Consider the following 16912-nt stretch of genomic DNA (forward strand, 5'->3'; position numbering starts at 1 on the left):
TTCTAAAAAGCCAGTCTTCAAGACTGGCTTTTTTTTGCATTTAGGCAGAATCAAAACACAATATATCTGCAACAAGTATTCGATAATAGTTACCCGACCTAATTATTTGTTATATAAATATACAGTAGGTGTTATAGTGGTTATATGCCTGCAGGTCAATATATCATATGGTTATAAGCGAATAACCATTAGAAATATAGAAATTTATTAAACTACAAAACATTCGTACACTATTATTAGGGACAGTGCTGATATGAAACTACAGCAATTACGTTATATTGTAGAGGTGGTTAATCACAACCTGAACGTATCTTCTACAGCGGAAGGATTGTACACCTCTCAACCAGGGATCAGCAAACAAGTCAGGATGCTTGAAGATGAATTGGGTATTCAAATATTTGCGCGCAGTGGCAAACACCTAACACATGTGACTCCGGCTGGTGAAGAAATTGTCCGTATTTCACGTGAGGTTCTGTCAAAAATAGATTCGATTCGTTCTGTCGCCAGTGAACATACCTATCCAGATCGTGGCTCGCTATACATCGCGACGACTCATACACAAGCAAGATATGCGTTGCCCCCTGTCATTAAAGGCTTTATTGAACGTTACCCCAATGTTTCTCTGCATATGCACCAAGGCTCGCCTACTCAAATTGCGGAAGAAGTTTGCAAGGGGAATAGTGACTTTGCAATTGCAACCGAAGCACTTCATCTATACAGCGATTTGATTATGCTGCCTTGTTATCATTGGAACCGTTCTGTCGTGGTAACGAAAGAACACCCTCTTGCCAATAGGCAGAATGTCACTATTGAAGAATTGGCAGAATACCCGATTGTAACCTATACCTTTGGCTTTACTGGGCGTTCTGAGTTGGATGTGGCTTTTGATAGAGCGGGTTTGAAGCCTAAGATAGTATTCACGGCAACGGATGCCGATGTGATTAAAACTTATGTGCGCTTAGGATTAGGGGTAGGTGTCATTGCCAGTATGGCCGTTGAGCCTGTTCAAGACAGTGATTTGGTACGCATTGATATGCGTGATAAATTCAGTTACAGCACAACGAAGATTGGTTTCCGGCGTAGCAGTTTCCTGCGTAGTTATATGTATGATTTCATTTGGCGTTTTGCGCCGCATCTCACCCGAGATGTTGTAGATAAAGCCGTTGCATTACGCTCTAATGAAGAAATCGAAGAAATGTTTAAAGACATTGAACTACCGATTATATAAGCCAGCGGATTAAACTGATTAAATCACCTCCTGAAAATAGGAGGTGATTTTTTTATCTTCTGCCTCTTCCTCTACCTCTGGCCTGAAACGGATTTTGACCTTGTCCTCGCGAACTTGCGGGGCTGGGTGGTGAAAATGAAGATGAACCCGCTGCACTTTGGTCGGAACCGGATGCGGCGCTTTGGCTCATCACAGAATCATAGCTCGGAGGTGGGCCGTATAAGCTGGTAGGGTTATAGGGAGGAGGTGGTTCACGTCGAGATGTCCTGAATCTTGATGAATGCATTGTGCGATGACCTCTCCCTCTGGGTGGCGCCGAAAAAGTGAAGAGAACACTCTGCTCCTGCCAATTCGATGTGCTTGGTATTTGACCAGGAATTTCCCCAGCAGGTATTTCTCCAACAGATATATTGCTACTCACCCCAGTGGATTCAGTGGGAACTGGGCCTGTGGGTGTATTTTGTACTGCGGGTGTCACAAGATCATAGTTATTGATTACACGCTGGAAAGTTTCTTTTGCTTTGGTGGGGTCAGGCTCATACTTCAAGTGGATTAAAATATCGTCTTTATATATTTTTTTGGTTATGTTTTCTTTATGTTTCGACAGAACATATCCATCAGCACTTTTTTTGAATCCCATACACGTTAGCCTGATATTAGTAACTGAATCAGGTTCTTGGCCGTCTAAAGGTTTTAATCTATTGATGTCATTGATTTTTATTTTTAGCGAAAGAACTCTATTGAACGCTGTGTATTCTGTTATTAAATTTCTTTTATCTAAAAAACTAAAATAATTGGTTAAGGGGTATTTTTCACAATCCATATTACCTATATGAACGCATCCCGTTAGCAAGGCAATCGTAATTCTTAGCCCACCATCGTTACTTGCAATCTTTCTGCATTCACCCTTTTATAGTCGAAAACGGATAAGTAACAATAAAACACCAAGAAGATTGACGCAGATGTGACCTTGGTATTTGTGCAAATACTAGACTTTATCTACCTAATCTCATGAAACAACAAGCGAATAATTCTTAACAATCGGGAAAAGGGTTAAATTTATGCTAGCGGATCCCAGTTTGGTAGGCATAAGCATTAGGAAAACATACACTGGCCAAAACATGAAAGGGCATGGAGAGAGGCGCTTCAGAATTTTGAAACGCCTCATTGATGGTTGTCAATTAGAGGTTGGTTTAAATTCACCACTGAAAAAGCTATCGGAATCTTCTATTGAAGATATTTTGTGCTTAAGGATGAAGTTATTAAAAGCGGTTTTTATTTGGGGATCTTCCAACGCTTGATAATCAAACAATGCAACGCAGGAAGTGTAAGTAAACGCAACATTGACATTTTTATTGGAAGCACAATTTGATGTCATTTCCGAATTACTTTTATCAAAATCAATTTTATACAGTTTTATTTTAGGGATGTATATGACTTGCCCATCCATACCGACGGCTTCAATCACACTGGCTAACGTTAGAGTAGAATAATAGTCATCATTTTGTTCCAATCCCATCCTGATGGCATCGCCTTGTTTTTGCAAAAAATTAGCAAAACTTTTCATTCCGGGTGAATGGGTACTCAATACAATATCCATGATGAGCTGAAGTAAATTTGCCGCAATGGAAACACCTACCATGTCATGGTGGTAGGTTTGAGTTTCAATATTCTTGATGCTCATCAGTGGCAATTTCGCGATGACATCACTCCAGAATTGAATATCGGTTTTAAATTGTTTTCCATGAGCATCTGTATATTTGGTTATATAGTCAGTGGCAATTGAGGAAAGTGCTACCTGTGTTTTTTTGATATGGTCTAATTGCTGTATGACCTGAGATTTATCAGTAAGTTGTGATGTTATGACAAACTGGATAAGGCCATCTGTATCACTGAACTGATAATCCTCCAAAGAATATTTTTTATTCTTATTAAATTTAAATTCCGTGGAAAAAAATTGGTCAGCTTGCTGTATATGACTTAAATAATCTTTGTGTGTTTTGTCTGTCTTTATATCCATAGTTGATTCTCCAATTTGTGATTAACCCATCAAAGAATTTGAATACATTTCTCAATATTCAAATCAAAGACTAAGGTTCTTAGCAACAAATATCGCCGGATGTTTTGCCTATTTATTCACTACGAATAAAACACAACTAATTTTGAATTGTCATCAATAAATTTTATCAATAAGTGAGGTTTTACAGGCGGTTAGCAAAATGTGTGATCGCTGAACAACAAATGTTTTTTTATATGTTATGTTTAATAGTGTAGTTAACCATAATAAGAAAAGGAGGAGTTATGTCGTTTAATTTAAAAACGGACTGTGCTTCAACTCTATTGATCAATAGTCAATCGATCAATGGCGAACCGATTAGTAGTAAAACCTACCACTATTACAGCTTACCTCTGTTATCCGAAAAACTGGGTGAAATCTCCCGCTTACCAAAATCCCTTAAAGTTCTGCTTGAAAACCTTCTTCGCAATATTGATGGTGAATCTGTTGTGGAAGATGATTTGAAAGCGCTGGTGGGGTGGCAGAAAAGCGGTCATGCAGACAGAGAAATCGCCTATCGTCCTGCCCGTGTTTTAATGCAGGATTTTACAGGTGTTCCGGCGGTGGTAGATCTGGCTGCTATGCGAGAAGCGGTATTGAGGCTCGGTGGAAATGTAGAACAAGTGAATCCACTATCTCCGGTTGATCTCGTCATAGATCACTCCGTGATGGTAGATAAGTTTGGTACAGATAAAGCATTTGAAGAAAATGTTCAGATTGAAATGGAACGTAACTATGAACGTTACCTGTTCCTGCGTTGGGGGCAAAAAGCCTTTAACCGTTTTCGTGTTGTGCCGCCGGGAACAGGGATTTGCCATCAGGTCAATCTCGAATATTTGGGCAAGGCAGTTTGGTATGAAAATAAAGATGGCAAAAATTTTGCCTATCCTGACACATTAGTCGGAACAGATTCCCATACCACGATGATTAATGGCTTGGGCGTTCTTGGCTGGGGCGTCGGCGGCATTGAAGCTGAAGCTGCCATGTTAGGGCAGCCTGTTTCCATGCTGATCCCGGATGTTGTTGGTTTTAAATTAACGGGTAAATTACGGGAAGGGATCACTGCGACGGATTTGGTACTGACTGTAACCCAAATGCTGCGCAAGCATGGCGTTGTAGGCAAATTTGTCGAGTTCTATGGTGATGGATTATCAGATTTACCCTTGGCGGATAGAGCAACCATTGCCAATATGTCGCCAGAATATGGTGCCACATGCGGGTTTTTCCCGGTGGATGACATTACATTAAGCTACATGCGCTTAACCGGACGCCATGAAGAAGAAATTGCTTTGGTGGAGGCTTATAGCAAAACTCAGGGATTATGGCGTAACGCAGGGGATGAACCTGTTTTCACCAGCAATCTTGAACTGGATATGTCAACGGTAGAAGCCAGCTTGGCCGGGCCAAAACGTCCACAGGATAGAGTTGCGCTGGGGAATGTCCCACAAGCATTCCAATCTGCCATTGAACTGGATATTCATAAAGCACAGGCTCATTCATCTGAAGTATCTGTCACTTTGGATGGACAGACTTTTTCCTTGCAAGATGGCGCAGTCGTTATCGCTGCCATTACCTCATGTACCAATACTTCTAACCCCAGTGTCTTAATGACAGCAGGGTTACTTGCCAAAAAAGCGATTGAAAAAGGGTTACAGCGCCAGCCGTGGGTTAAAACCTCACTGGCTCCGGGTTCAAAAGTAGTGACTGATTACCTTAACTTGGCCGGTTTCATGCCATATTTGGAACAATTAGGTTTCAATTTGGTGGGATACGGTTGCACAACTTGTATCGGTAACTCAGGCCCATTGCCCGATCCCATTGAAGCGGCAATTAAGCAATCTGATCTGACTGTAGGTGCAGTACTGTCTGGTAACCGAAATTTCGAAGGGCGCATTCATCCCTTGGTGAAAACGAACTGGCTGGCATCACCTCCGCTCGTGATCGCGTATGCGCTTTCCGGCAGTATGAAGAAAGATCTGACTCGTGAACCTATCGGGAAAGACCAGCAGGGCAATGATGTTTACCTGCGGGATATCTGGCCCAATAGTCAGGAAGTTGCAGAAGCCGTTGAGAAAGTTAAAACGGAGATGTTCCATAAAGAATACAATGCGGTATTTGATGGGGATGAGAGCTGGCAATCTTTGAGTGTAGAAAGTTCAGCAACTTATTCCTGGCAACCGGATTCAACCTATATTCGCCATCCGCCATTTTTTAGTGATATGACGGTTGAACCTACGCCGGTAACAGATGTTCATCAGGCTCGCATATTGGCTATATTGGGAGATTCGGTTACAACGGATCATATCTCTCCAGCGGGAAACATCAAAGCAGATAGCCCCGCAGGGCGTTATTTGCAAGAGCATGGCGTTACCCCAAAAGATTTTAACTCTTATGGTTCAAGGCGTGGTAACCATGAAGTCATGATGAGGGGAACATTTGCCAATATTCGCATTCGCAATGAAATGGTGCCTGGTGTTGAAGGGGGATATACCCGTCACATTCCGTCACAATCCCAGCTTGCCATTTATGATGCAGCTATGCGTTATCAAGAGGAAAAGACACCACTAATTATTATTGCGGGCAAAGAGTACGGTTCAGGTTCAAGCCGTGACTGGGCAGCAAAAGGAACAAGATTATTGGGTGTTCGGGCGGTAATAGCGGAATCTTTCGAGCGGATCCATCGTTCTAATCTAATCGGCATGGGTGTATTGCCACTGGAGTTCCCCCAGGGTACCAGTCGTAAGACATTAAATCTGACAGGAGACGAACAAATTGATATCGCAGGATTGGGCGATATTAAACCTGGGCAGACGATTCCGGTGAAAATCATTTACACCAATGGACAAGAAATTATGGTCGATACTCGTTGCCGTATTGATACTGGCACAGAACTGGCTTATTTCTATAACGGTGGTATTTTACATTACGTCATTCGTAATATGCTCAAATAAGATAGTTATGATGAAATAAATTATCTTCGGAAAGAAAAGCTGCGCCCACACCGACGCAGTTTTTCTTGTTTTGTAGAGAAGAATTGTTGCAGAGATTAAAAGATAAAACCGATATCATTTAACTCTATTCCGGAATAAACCAACCAATCATAAAAGGCTGCTTATTTAAGCAACATATGCCCCATTCTGCTGGCTTTGGTGTCCAGATAGTAAGCATTTTTAGGGTTGCGCCCAACAATCAACGGCACTCGTTCTACAATATTTATGCCGGCTTCTACCATAATCTCAACTTTTTTAGGATTATTGGTCAAAAGACGAATCGCATTGATATTTAACAACTTATACATGTCTGAGCAAAGGGTGAAATCCCTTTCATCAGCCGCGAAACCTAATTGATGATTGGCTTCAACGGTATCAATACCCTGATCTTGTAAAGCATAAGCGCGGATTTTATTCAGCAAGCCAATATTTCGGCCTTCCTGGCGGTGATACAGCAGAACACCTCGGCCTTCTTTACTAATTTGTGTTAATGCTGCTTCTAATTGAAAACCACAATCACACCTTAAGCTGAATAAAGCATCTCCGGTGAGACATTCTGAATGGATCCGCGATAATACGGGGTTTTCGCCAGAAATATCACCAAAAACAAGGGCAACATGATCACGACCTGTTGCGATTTCCTCAAACCCAATCATCAAAAACTCGCCCCAGGGCGTAGGTAACTTCGCTTCAGCTACTCGTTTTAGCTGCATTTTAGTATTCATATATTGATTTGACTCGTTATAAATATTGCGATACTCAGAACAAGATCGGTTGATACATCAGCTAAAAATATAGAAAATTTTTCTCTGATTACAACGCATGCACGCCGGCGCATTATAACAGAATTTATTAAAATGAATGAATATCTGTCTTATAGATTTCAAGCCTCAATATAAGAATATTAACATGCTAAACTGTAAGCATATTTTTGTGGTTATGCTGCGCTATATTTTTTATGTTTTATGGAAAAGCATTGAACAGAACCATTGCAGAAAAAGTAAAGATTGGGCGCAAACAAGTAGAATAGCATCACAAAAAGGAGGAAATCGGCACTTGGTGCAATAAATTGCTTCCTTTGCGTAGTCGAGAAATGCTAATTTAACACGCCACTATGTCTGTTATTTGGCATAACTAATCAGTAACAATAGATAACAGGAAAAAATGTGAAATATTTTTTGATATTATTGCTGGCTCTGGTTGTTTTTGTTATTTCAGTGACATTAGGATCGAACAACAATCAGATAGTGACATTCAATTATTTGATCGCCAAAGGGGATTATTCGGTATCTACACTATTGGCGGTGCTATTCGGTGTTGGTTTTGCTCTTGGTTGGGGAGTTTGTGGGGCATTTTATCTGCGTACCCGCCTTTCACTGCAACGGGCAAAGCGTAAAATTAAGCGCTTGGAAACCCAGTTGGAACAACCATCTGAGTCATCCCTGAAAACCACATCGACTGTAGCCTTAAACAAGGAATAATTCTTCATGTTAGAGCTGTTGTTTCTGTTGCTTCCTATTGCTGCCGCCTATGGTTGGTACATGGGGCGCAGAAGTGCTCAACAAGATAAACAGCAATCCGCTGACCGTCTTGCACGTGAATATGTTGATGGGGTTAACTTTTTACTTTCCAATCAGCAGGATAAAGCAGTAGATTTATTCCTTGATATGCTGAAAGAAGATAGCTCTGCATTTGAGGCTCATCTGACATTGGGGAATTTGTTCCGTTCCCGGGGTGAGGTTGAAAGAGCTATTCGTATCCATCAATCATTGATGGAGAGTGCGTCACTGACATTTGAGCAGCGTTTACTCGCCATCCAGCAATTGGGGCGAGATTATATGGCTGCCGGGGTTTATGATCGCGCTGAAAACATGTTCGTTCAGCTGGTGGATGAAACTGACTTCCGCGAAAATGCGTTCAATTCTTTGCTAACCATCTACCAATCTACCAGTGATTGGAATAAAGCCATTGATGTTGCTGAAAAATTAGTAAAATTGGGCAAGCACCATTTTAGGGAAGAAATTGCTCATTTTTATTGTGAGTTAGCATTGCAATGCATGGGAAATGATGATTTTTCCGACGCTATCGGGCACCTGAATAAAGCTGCGCAGGCAGACAAAAATTGTGCGCGTGTCTCAATTATGTTTGGCCGCATTTATATGGCCAAGAATGAATATGCTAAAGCCATTGATGCATTGAAACGTGTTCTGGAGCAGGATAAAGAACTTATCAGTGAATCTCTATCGATGCTGCAAGAGTGTTATCAGCATCTGTCACAATCGGATGAGTGGGAAGCATTTGTACAACGCTGCGTGGAAGAAAAGTGTGGCGCAATAGCCGAACTTCATATGGCTGACATTATTGAAAGGAAAGAAGGGCGAGATATTGCCCAAAACTTCATTAATCGTCAGTTGGAGCGCCATCCAACCATGAAATTATTTTACCGCTTGATGGATTACCATTTAGCGGATGCGGAAGAAGGGCGAGCTAAAGAAAGTTTGATCTTGCTGCGCAATATGGTAGGCGAACAAATCCGTACAAAACCTGATTATCGATGCCATAAATGTGGGTTTACTTCCCGTGCGCTATATTGGCATTGCCCATCCTGCCGCTCATGGGACTCCATTAAACCGATTCGAGGTTTAGATGGTCAGTGACACTGTCACTTATGCCGGTATTCTATATTGGCAATTCATCGTGTTAATTCAGCGCATGGTTATTAATCCACAAAAAAATTTTAAACTACAGATAGCCTTAATGCATGTTAATTACAACATGCTTCTTTTCATTAGTATTTTCATTAATATTAGTAATGCAAGTCCATTGGTAAATCGAAGGATATAAAGATGACTTCCCATACAGCCCAAATTTTAGACAAACGGATTGACTCGCCTGTTATTGTTGCATTGGATTACGATAATCAACATGCAGCACTGGAATTTGTCGACAAAATTGACCCGCAATCTTGCCGTCTAAAAGTGGGAAAAGAGATGTTTACGCTGTATGGCCCGCAATTTGTACAGGCGCTGCATCAACGTGGTTTTGACGTATTTTTAGACCTTAAGTTTCATGATATTCCCAATACCACGGCAAGAGCCGTAGCAGCAGCAGCTGAATTGGGCGTTTGGATGGTTAACGTTCATGCGAGTGGTGGCGCAAGAATGATGACCGCTGCCAAAGAAGCGTTATTGTCCTATGGTAAAGACTCACCATTGTTGATAGCGGTTACCGTGTTGACCAGCATGGAACAATCTGATTTATCGGGTATTGGTGTTGATGTGACTCCGGCACAACATGCTGAGCGTTTGGCGTTATTGACAAAACAGTGTGGTCTGGATGGTGTCGTTTGCTCGGCCCATGAAGCACAGCAATTAAAGTCTGTGTGTGGTAAGGAATTTCAGCTTGTTACCCCTGGGATCCGCCCGGAAGGCTCAGATGCGGGTGATCAACGCCGAATTATGACACCACCTCAAGCGGTTAAAGCAGGGGTAGATTATATGGTGATCGGGCGCCCGATTACCCGTGCGGAAAATCCGTCTTTGGCACTACAGCAGATCAATCAATCTATCAGGAACATGCATGGATAATAACTCTCGTTTGGTTTATTCGACAGATACTGGTCGTATCCAAGAAGAAAAAATTAAACCTGTACGCCCGAAAGGTGATGGTATTGTACGGATCCGACGCCAAACCAGTGGGCGTAAGGGCAAAGGAGTTTGTATCATTACAGGCATCGACGCGGATGATCAAGAACTCGCTAAGTTAGCAGCAGAATTGAAGAAAAAATGCGGCTGTGGTGGCTCTGTAAAAGAGGGCGAAATTGAAATCCAAGGCGATAAACGCGATTTGTTGAAGCAATTATTGGAAGCAAAAGGTATGAAGGTGAAATTGGCGGGTGGCTAAGCCTAGCTTCCTATTGCTTCCTTAAATAAAACAGACAAGCCAGACACTGCAAATAAGTAGTCTGGCTTTTTAATTGAATTAATTTCTTTTGCCTTGGATCATGATGCGTGCCGCATCGGCTAAAACATCAGGTCTTGCGCTGGCTTCGGGGTTATTGGGCTGAGTAAAGTAAGTCACTAAAACCAGAGGGCTGCGTTTATTGTCTGGCCAAATGACGGCAATATCATTTGTTGTGCCATAGCTACAACGCCCGGTTTTATCCCCTACAATCCAATTGGCTGGTACTCCGGCACGAATGCTGGCGTGGCCCGTAGTATTTCCTTTTAACCATTCGGCCAATTGAGCGCGCTGTTCAGAAGCAAGGGCATTTCCCAGAGTCAAATTGTATAAACTGTCTGCCATAGCTTGCGGCGTGGAAGTATCTCGTTTATCACCCGGTTCGGCGGTATTTAGTTCTGGTTCCTTACGATCGAGACGAAAATGATTGTCACCGATAGCACGGGCAAATGCAGTGATTTCATGTGGGCCGCCTAGCTGGTTAAGCAGCAGATTCATGGCGGTATTGTCACTGTATTGCAGTGTTGCAGCGCTCAGTTCACCCAAGGTCATGGACTGTATTCAACAAGTGCCGATTGTTGATAATTGACTCTTTTGCTCAATAAACTCTCATCCTTTTCATTTTGTTTTAGCAAAGCAGATGCAACCATAAATTTACTGGTGCTGCATAGCGGAAAACGTTCATTGCCACGATAGGTAATAGTGGAATGATCCGCTGTATCTATCAAGACCGCCCCCAAACGACCATTAGCGTTTTTCTCTAATACTGAAAGTTGAGCGATGATCTGATTTTTGTTGGATACATTACTCGGATGAGAAGTTGTATTTTGGGTACTGTTGGGGTTATTAGCTGCATAGACAGGGGAAATGTTTAGGCTGCTAATCAGAGGAAAAAACAGAGTGGTAAGCGTGGCTAATTTGAATACAGAAGTGCGCATATGGGTATCCTAAATCGTCATTACAAAACTGCCGCCTATAAATGGCGGCAGTTTCATAGTGTTATATATAGTAATTTTAACGATTAACTTACAGGGCGGGCTACGATATTGCGGGTTTCCATTCTGACTTCTTCAATGCGGACATTGATGATGTCATTCAATTGGTGAGCGGTTTCACCCTTAATCAACACGGAACCTGTTTCCTGACTGCATTGTAATTCATCACGAACAGCATGCAGGAATGGCCCAGGAATAAAAGCAACGGCGCCATTATCAACCAAACGGACACGCAACCCACCGCGAGTGATATCAATAATCTCTGCCGGGAATGTTTTATCTGTCCCTGCATGAGGATGAAGGAAACGAGCGTAGAGCCAATCACCGACATCACGCTCTGCCAGGCGATTTGCCCGCTTGCGATCTGCCAATTGCAGGCAGATTTCTTCGCTTGGTTTTTCTGCATCGGTTTGTTGAATAATCGCTTTTAACAGGCGATGGTTGATAATATCGCTGTATTTACGGATAGGAGATGTCCACGTTGCATAAGCATCAAAACCCAACCCAAAATGTGGGCCTGGTTCCGTTTTTATCTCTGCAAACGTTTGGAAACGGCGGATACGGCTATCGAGGAATTGCGTTGGTTGTTTATCCAATTCACGACGCAATTCACAGAACCCTTGCAATTGCAGTAAGGCTTCAGCATTAGCATCAACGCCATGCTCTTTAAGCGTTTCAACAACCTGCTCAACTTGAGTCGCTTCAAAACCTGTATGGACGTTATAAACACCAAAGCCTAATTTTTCACGCAACACTTTGGCTGCACACAGGTTTGCCGTGATCATCGCCTCTTCAACAATGCGGTTGGCAGAGCGGCGTTGTTCAATAACGATATCAACAACATTGCCACCATCATCAAGAATAAAGCGGTAATCTGGACGCTCTTTGAAAACCAGAGCATGTTGATGGCGCCAATTGTTACGGCGGTCACACATTTCTTTCAAGAGCGTGATTTGTGTCGTAACGGCTTCTGATTCTGGCTTCCAGCCTTCTTTAGACTCCAGCCAATCAGAAACTTCGTCATAAACCAGTTTGAATTTTGATTCGACCCAAGCCGCAAAAAACTGAATATCATCGCCCAATTGACCATCTTCCAGAACTGACACCTGACAAACCAGGGCAGGGCGGCGAACATTCGGACGCAGAGAACACAAGTCATCTGACAGTTCACGGGGAAGCATCGGGATATTGAAGCCCGGCAAATAGTTGGTGAAGCAGCGCTGATAGGCAATTTTATCCAATTCACTGCCAGCCTTGATATAAGCGGTAGGGTCGGCAATGGCAATGGAAAGCTTCAGGCTGCCATCATCATTTTTGCTGATGTGGAGAGCATCGTCCATATCTTCGGTTGTTGCACTATCGATAGTGACAAAGTCGAGGGCTGTGAGGTCAACACGTTGGATTGTTGTATCATCTAGCTGGCATTCAGTCATTTCTGGTGCGCTGCGCTCCAGGCTGTGACGAGTTAATGTCACCCACCAAGGAGCATAGTGGTCATCACCTTTGGTGATATAGCCCGTGATTTCAGCATGGAAACCGCGATCCCCTTTCAATGGGTGCCGGCGCATTTCAGCTACGGCCCAATCGCCATTTTCGAAAGCATGGGTTACTTGGCTGGTTGGACGGCAAGGAATAGTGTCTTTTAATAGCGGGTGGTCAGGAATAATCCATAGTCGGTTATCGTTTTCTTTCTTTTGGATCCTTCCTACAAAACGGGTCAGAAATGGTTCAATCAGAGTTTCTGGTTCGGCAATCTCTTTATCTTTGTCAGTATGAATGGCAGCGGTAATCCGATCTCCGTGCATCACTTTTTTCATCTGGGGCGGTGGAATGAAGTAACTTTTTTGACCATCAACTTCTAAAAATCCAAAGCCTTTCTCAGTACCTTTGACTAAACCTTCTACTCGCAGGGTTTGAGAGTGAAGTTGCTGTTTTAGCTGCGCAAGCAGCGGATTATTTTGAAACATAATATCTGAGGAGTGTGGAGTTATTATCAGTAATTTTAGATAACAGTTTTACGCGAATCGGGAGTGTGGAGCAAGTAACATCTTATCAAAACAGGAAAAACTGTGTGGTAAGCATAATAATTGAGCATTTAAAGTTGATTATTTCACGGTATCAAAACATTGTCGTTTTAGTTACAACATACTTATACAATTTAAAAACAACGCTCACTTAACCTCTTGTGCAAAAAACCTCAAAAACAACAATTCTAAAAGGGGAGATATTAAAGGCACTTTATCTTTTATAGATAAGTGAATTTAATTTTTAAGGGGTATATTTGAATGTAATAGCTGCCAAAAGGGGGGATGGTATGCGTCGAGTCGTTTTTCAGCCTATCTCCTATGAATGTTGACAAGAGACAGGCTGTTGGAAGCTATGGTTGATGGGGGCGAAAATTATTTGTCTATATCCCCGTCATTTTTCAAGTTATCTCCTTGTTGGCGGCTTTTGTGCTGGTTAGGGAAATCCGTTTCCTTGCCGCGGTAATGCAACTCAAAATTCATAGGATATAGAAGAGAGTTATCGACTATTACTCAGTTTTTTCCGTGTACTCACAAAGGTCTTCAATAATGCAGGAGCCGCAACGGGGTTTACGGGCAATACAGGTATATCGACCGTGCAAAATCAGCCAATGGTGGCAATCCACTTTAAATTCAGCCGGCACAACCTTTAATAAGTTTTTTTCAACTTCATCAACGTTCTTACCTGGTGCGAACCGAGTTCGATTACTGACACGGAAGATATGTGTATCAACCGCGATAGTTGGCCAGCCGAAAGCTGTATTCAGCACGACATTTGCGGTCTTGCGACCAACACCCGGCAGGGCTTCCAAGGCTGCGCGATCTTCCGGCACTTCTCCTCCGTGTTTTTCCAGCAAAATACGGCAGGTTTTAATGACATTTTCAGCTTTGGTATTATATAGCCCGATAGTTTTTATATATTCTTTCAATCCCTCAACCCCAAGATCCAAAATCGCCTTTGGGGTATTGGCCATAGGATACAGTTTTGCTGTGGCCTTATTCACACTGACATCTGTAGCTTGCGCAGAGAGCAGTACGGAAATCAGTAGCTCAAAAGGGGAGTTAAAAACCAACTCAGTTGTTGGGTGCGGATTGTTATCCCGCAAGCGGGTTAAGATTTCGACCCGTTTTTGTTGATTCATATCTGTTACACCCTCAGCTTCTTGTAATTTGGCTTCCACAGCCTTTTTCAATATTGTATCGACGCTCTTTATTTTCTGAGCGATTTTTGAGACGTTCATCAATGATATGTTTTGCTGCCAGCATCAATCCCAAACCGATGAATGCCCCGGGAGGCAAGATAGCGAGCAAGAAGGGAGAATCCATGTGAACAATTTCAATGCGCAATGACTGAGCCCAATGGCCCAATAACAAATCTGCACCATCAAAAATAGTACCATTGCCTAAAATTTCCCGCATCGCGCCCAAGACAAATAAAGCAAAAGTCGCTCCCAGTCCCATGGCCAGCCCATCAATTGCAGAATTATAGATGGTGTTTTTAGATGCGTAGGCTTCTGCTCGACCAATGACGATGCAGTTAGTGACAATGAGTGGAATAAAGATCCCCAATGATTCATATAGCCCAAACGCGAAAGCATTTATTAACATCTGAACAGTACTGACAACCGATGCTATGATCATGACATAAATTGGGATGCGAATTTCATGTGGAACCCAGCGGCGCAAAGCGGATACGGCGATATTGGTGCTCAATAAAACCAGCGTTGTCGCCAATCCCAACCCAAGTGCGTTGGTTGCGGTGGAAGAAACTGCAAGCAGGGGGCAGAGGCCCAAAAGTTGCACTAACGCGGAATTGTTCTTCCATATCCCTTGAATAAATAGGTCTTTTGTTTCGTTCATGATTATTTCGCCCCACAAACTGGAAGTGAAGAAAGTTGTGCTGGTACAGTTTCTAAATACAGAGCGGTGCGTTTCACCGAGTTAACAACAGCACGAGGAGTAATAGTGGCTCCCGTGAATTGGTCAAATTGCCCCCCGTCTTTTTTGACAGCCCAATTGTGGTCATCTGGAGATGAAATTTTTTTGCCGGAAAAAGCATAGATCCAATTGGAAATACGGGTATCAATTTTATCTCCCAGCCCTGGTGTTTCATGATGTTCAGTCACCCGAACCCCCAGCACATCACCAGAGAAATCAGCGCCCACCAGTAATTGAATTGCACCTGAATAACCATCAGGCGCGGTGCTTTCCAGAGCGGCAGCAACAGGCGTTCCATCTTTACGGGCAAGATAAAGTCGATGAGGTTGTATGTTGCCGAGGGCTTTATCTGTTACCAAGTAACATTCATCCTGCATTTGATTATCATAAAAAGCAGGCGGAACAACTTGATCCAATAATATTTTATGCTGTAAGGCTGCTTGTTCGTCAATTCGGTCTTTCGTCAATGAATAAACAATGGCAGTTAATCCCGTTGTGCACGCAGCAAAAATTGCGAGAGTGATACCGTGGCGTCGCATAGTTTCTAACATAGCACTTTCCCTTCCTTAGTTATGACCGTAAGCACGGGGCTGTGTGTAATGATCAATCAATGGTACGCAGATATTTGCCAGTAACACAGCAAAGGCTACGGCATCTGGGTAGCCGCCATAAACACGGATAACCCAAATCAAGCTCCCAATAATGGCACCATAAATCAGACGTCCTCTTGGGGTTGTTGAGGCACTGACAGGATCTGTTGCAATGAAGAACGCGCCTAACATGGTTGCGCCCGAAAAAAGTTGCAACAAAGGAGGTGAATAGCGAGTGGGATCAATAAGCCAGCTCAGCAATGCACAAAAGCCCAATGATAAAATAAATGCGGTTGGGATCTGCCAGCTAATGACTTTGCGATTAATCATAATCAGCCCGCCAATCAGATAGGCGACATTGACCCATTGCCAGCCGATGCCGACTAGAACACCTTGTAAGATAGGTTGTTGCAATACTTCATGGATATCGTGGGTCAACCTGCCAGTTTTGAAGCTATCTAATGGTGTTGCTTGGCTTAAGCCATCAACACCTTGTTGTAATTGCAGCAAGGTGGAACCATCGGGCGAATGCCCTGTGAAGATAACCATTAAGCTATCCAGAGGCGTTAGGGTGAACATTTGTAAGGATGCAGGGGGTATCCAACTGGTCATCTGCACAGGAAATGAAATAAGCAAAACAACATAACCCACCATTGCTGGGTTAAATGGGTTTTGCCCAAGTCCGCCATATAGGTGCTTGGCAATAACGATAGCAAAAAATGTTCCAAGTACAATTAACCACCACGGTGCAAGCGGCGGCAAGCTAATTCCCAGCAATAACCCGGTAACCAAGGCCGAATTATCTTTAAGATAGGGAATGATTAATTGTTTTTTCAGCGCAATAACAGCGGATTCAGTGAGTAATGCTGTCATGATTGCCAACAAGATTTGGAACAAGGTTCCATAGCCAAATAGATACGTTTGCACCGCAATGCCGGGTATTGCAGCTAACACCACCCAGAACATGATTTGGCTGGTGCTTTTTTTATTATGTGTAAAAGGCGAACTTGCGACTTTTAACAGGGAATTGTCAGTTGTTACTGGCCTAAATTTCATCGTTCAATGTCACTATTCTGTTGGAATTTTTTGTTGTTCTTGTGCCACTTTTTTGGCCTTAACGCGGGCGATGGC

The 16912-nt window shown here is 42.8% G+C and carries 14 protein-coding genes and 1 pseudogene; 6 read left to right on the forward strand and 9 right to left on the reverse strand.

The window, feature by feature from the left end:
• The first annotated feature begins 253 nt into the window (after window positions 1-253).
• Window positions 254-1228: an HTH-type transcriptional regulator CysB gene (gene cysB / locus FE392_RS07705; protein WP_319929648.1), complete on the forward strand. Its 975-nt coding sequence runs from the start codon at window positions 254-256 to the stop codon at window positions 1226-1228.
• 52 nt (window positions 1229-1280) lie between these two features.
• On the opposite strand, the gene FE392_RS07710 is transcribed toward cysB, so the two are convergent.
• Both FE392_RS07710 and FE392_RS07715 read right to left on the reverse strand, forming a co-directional pair.
• Window positions 1281-2051, reverse strand: coding sequence for a hypothetical protein (locus tag FE392_RS07710; protein WP_319929649.1), 771 nt, complete (start codon window positions 2049-2051; stop codon window positions 1281-1283).
• Between the two features lie 354 nt (window positions 2052-2405).
• Window positions 2406-3248, reverse strand: a complete 843-nt coding sequence (locus tag FE392_RS07715) for an Evf family palmitoylated virulence factor (RefSeq protein WP_319929650.1) — start codon at window positions 3246-3248, stop codon at window positions 2406-2408.
• 281 nt (window positions 3249-3529) lie between these two features.
• On the opposite strand from FE392_RS07715, the gene acnA reads away from it, so the two are divergent.
• Window positions 3530-6235: an aconitate hydratase AcnA gene (gene acnA / locus FE392_RS07720; RefSeq protein WP_319929651.1), complete on the forward strand. Its 2706-nt coding sequence runs from the start codon at window positions 3530-3532 to the stop codon at window positions 6233-6235.
• 161 nt (window positions 6236-6396) lie between these two features.
• On the opposite strand, the gene ribA is transcribed toward acnA, so the two are convergent.
• Entirely contained in the window at window positions 6397-6987 is a 591-nt protein-coding gene (ribA, locus tag FE392_RS07725) for a GTP cyclohydrolase II (RefSeq protein ID WP_319929652.1), read from the reverse strand.
• A gap of 453 nt (window positions 6988-7440) precedes the next feature.
• Between ribA and FE392_RS07730 the strand changes: the two genes are divergently transcribed.
• From FE392_RS07730 to yciH, 4 genes are all read left to right on the forward strand, one after another.
• On the forward strand, window positions 7441-7755 hold the full coding sequence (locus FE392_RS07730) for a LapA family protein (RefSeq protein WP_319929653.1): 315 nt from the start codon (window positions 7441-7443) through the stop codon (window positions 7753-7755).
• A gap of 6 nt (window positions 7756-7761) precedes the next feature.
• The gene (gene lapB, locus FE392_RS07735) at window positions 7762-8931 is read left to right on the forward strand and encodes a lipopolysaccharide assembly protein LapB (RefSeq protein WP_319929654.1); all 1170 of its coding nucleotides are present in this window, start codon (window positions 7762-7764) and stop codon (window positions 8929-8931) included.
• A gap of 189 nt (window positions 8932-9120) precedes the next feature.
• Window positions 9121-9861, forward strand: a complete 741-nt coding sequence (pyrF, locus tag FE392_RS07740) for an orotidine-5'-phosphate decarboxylase (RefSeq protein WP_319929655.1) — start codon at window positions 9121-9123, stop codon at window positions 9859-9861.
• Window positions 9854-10177 carry a stress response translation initiation inhibitor YciH gene (yciH, locus tag FE392_RS07745; RefSeq protein ID WP_319929656.1) on the forward strand — a complete coding sequence of 108 codons (324 nt, stop codon included), beginning with the start codon at window positions 9854-9856 and terminating at the stop codon, window positions 10175-10177. The genes pyrF and yciH overlap by 8 nt, the downstream gene beginning before the upstream one ends.
• Window positions 10178-10255: 78 nt before the next feature.
• On the opposite strand, the pseudogene bla reads toward yciH, so the two are convergent.
• The 6 genes and pseudogenes from bla to rsxD all read right to left on the reverse strand — a co-directional run bounded on the left by bla (window position 10256) and on the right by rsxD (window position 16837).
• Window positions 10256-11172, reverse strand: a pseudogene (bla, locus tag FE392_RS07750) (class A beta-lactamase).
• 83 nt (window positions 11173-11255) lie between these two features.
• Window positions 11256-13196, reverse strand: coding sequence for an exoribonuclease II (locus FE392_RS07755; protein ID WP_319929657.1), 1941 nt, complete (start codon window positions 13194-13196; stop codon window positions 11256-11258).
• 566 nt (window positions 13197-13762) lie between these two features.
• The gene (nth, locus tag FE392_RS07760) at window positions 13763-14395 is read right to left on the reverse strand and encodes an endonuclease III (RefSeq protein WP_319929658.1); all 633 of its coding nucleotides are present in this window, start codon (window positions 14393-14395) and stop codon (window positions 13763-13765) included.
• 13 nt (window positions 14396-14408) lie between these two features.
• Window positions 14409-15113 (reverse strand): electron transport complex subunit E, encoded by a 705-nt coding sequence (locus FE392_RS07765; RefSeq protein WP_319929659.1) that lies wholly within the window; start codon window positions 15111-15113, stop codon window positions 14409-14411.
• Window positions 15114-15115: 2 nt separating this feature from the next.
• Complete coding sequence (gene rsxG, locus FE392_RS07770; protein ID WP_319929660.1) at window positions 15116-15742, reverse strand: electron transport complex subunit RsxG; 627 nt, start codon at window positions 15740-15742, stop codon at window positions 15116-15118.
• A 15-nt stretch (window positions 15743-15757) separates the two neighbouring features.
• On the reverse strand, window positions 15758-16837 hold the full coding sequence (gene rsxD / locus FE392_RS07775; protein ID WP_319929661.1) for an electron transport complex subunit RsxD: 1080 nt from the start codon (window positions 16835-16837) through the stop codon (window positions 15758-15760).
• Window positions 16838-16912 lie beyond the last annotated feature (75 nt).

Source organism: Xenorhabdus santafensis, assembly GCF_033949405.1.
Lineage (GTDB): Bacteria > Pseudomonadota > Gammaproteobacteria > Enterobacterales > Enterobacteriaceae > Xenorhabdus > Xenorhabdus santafensis.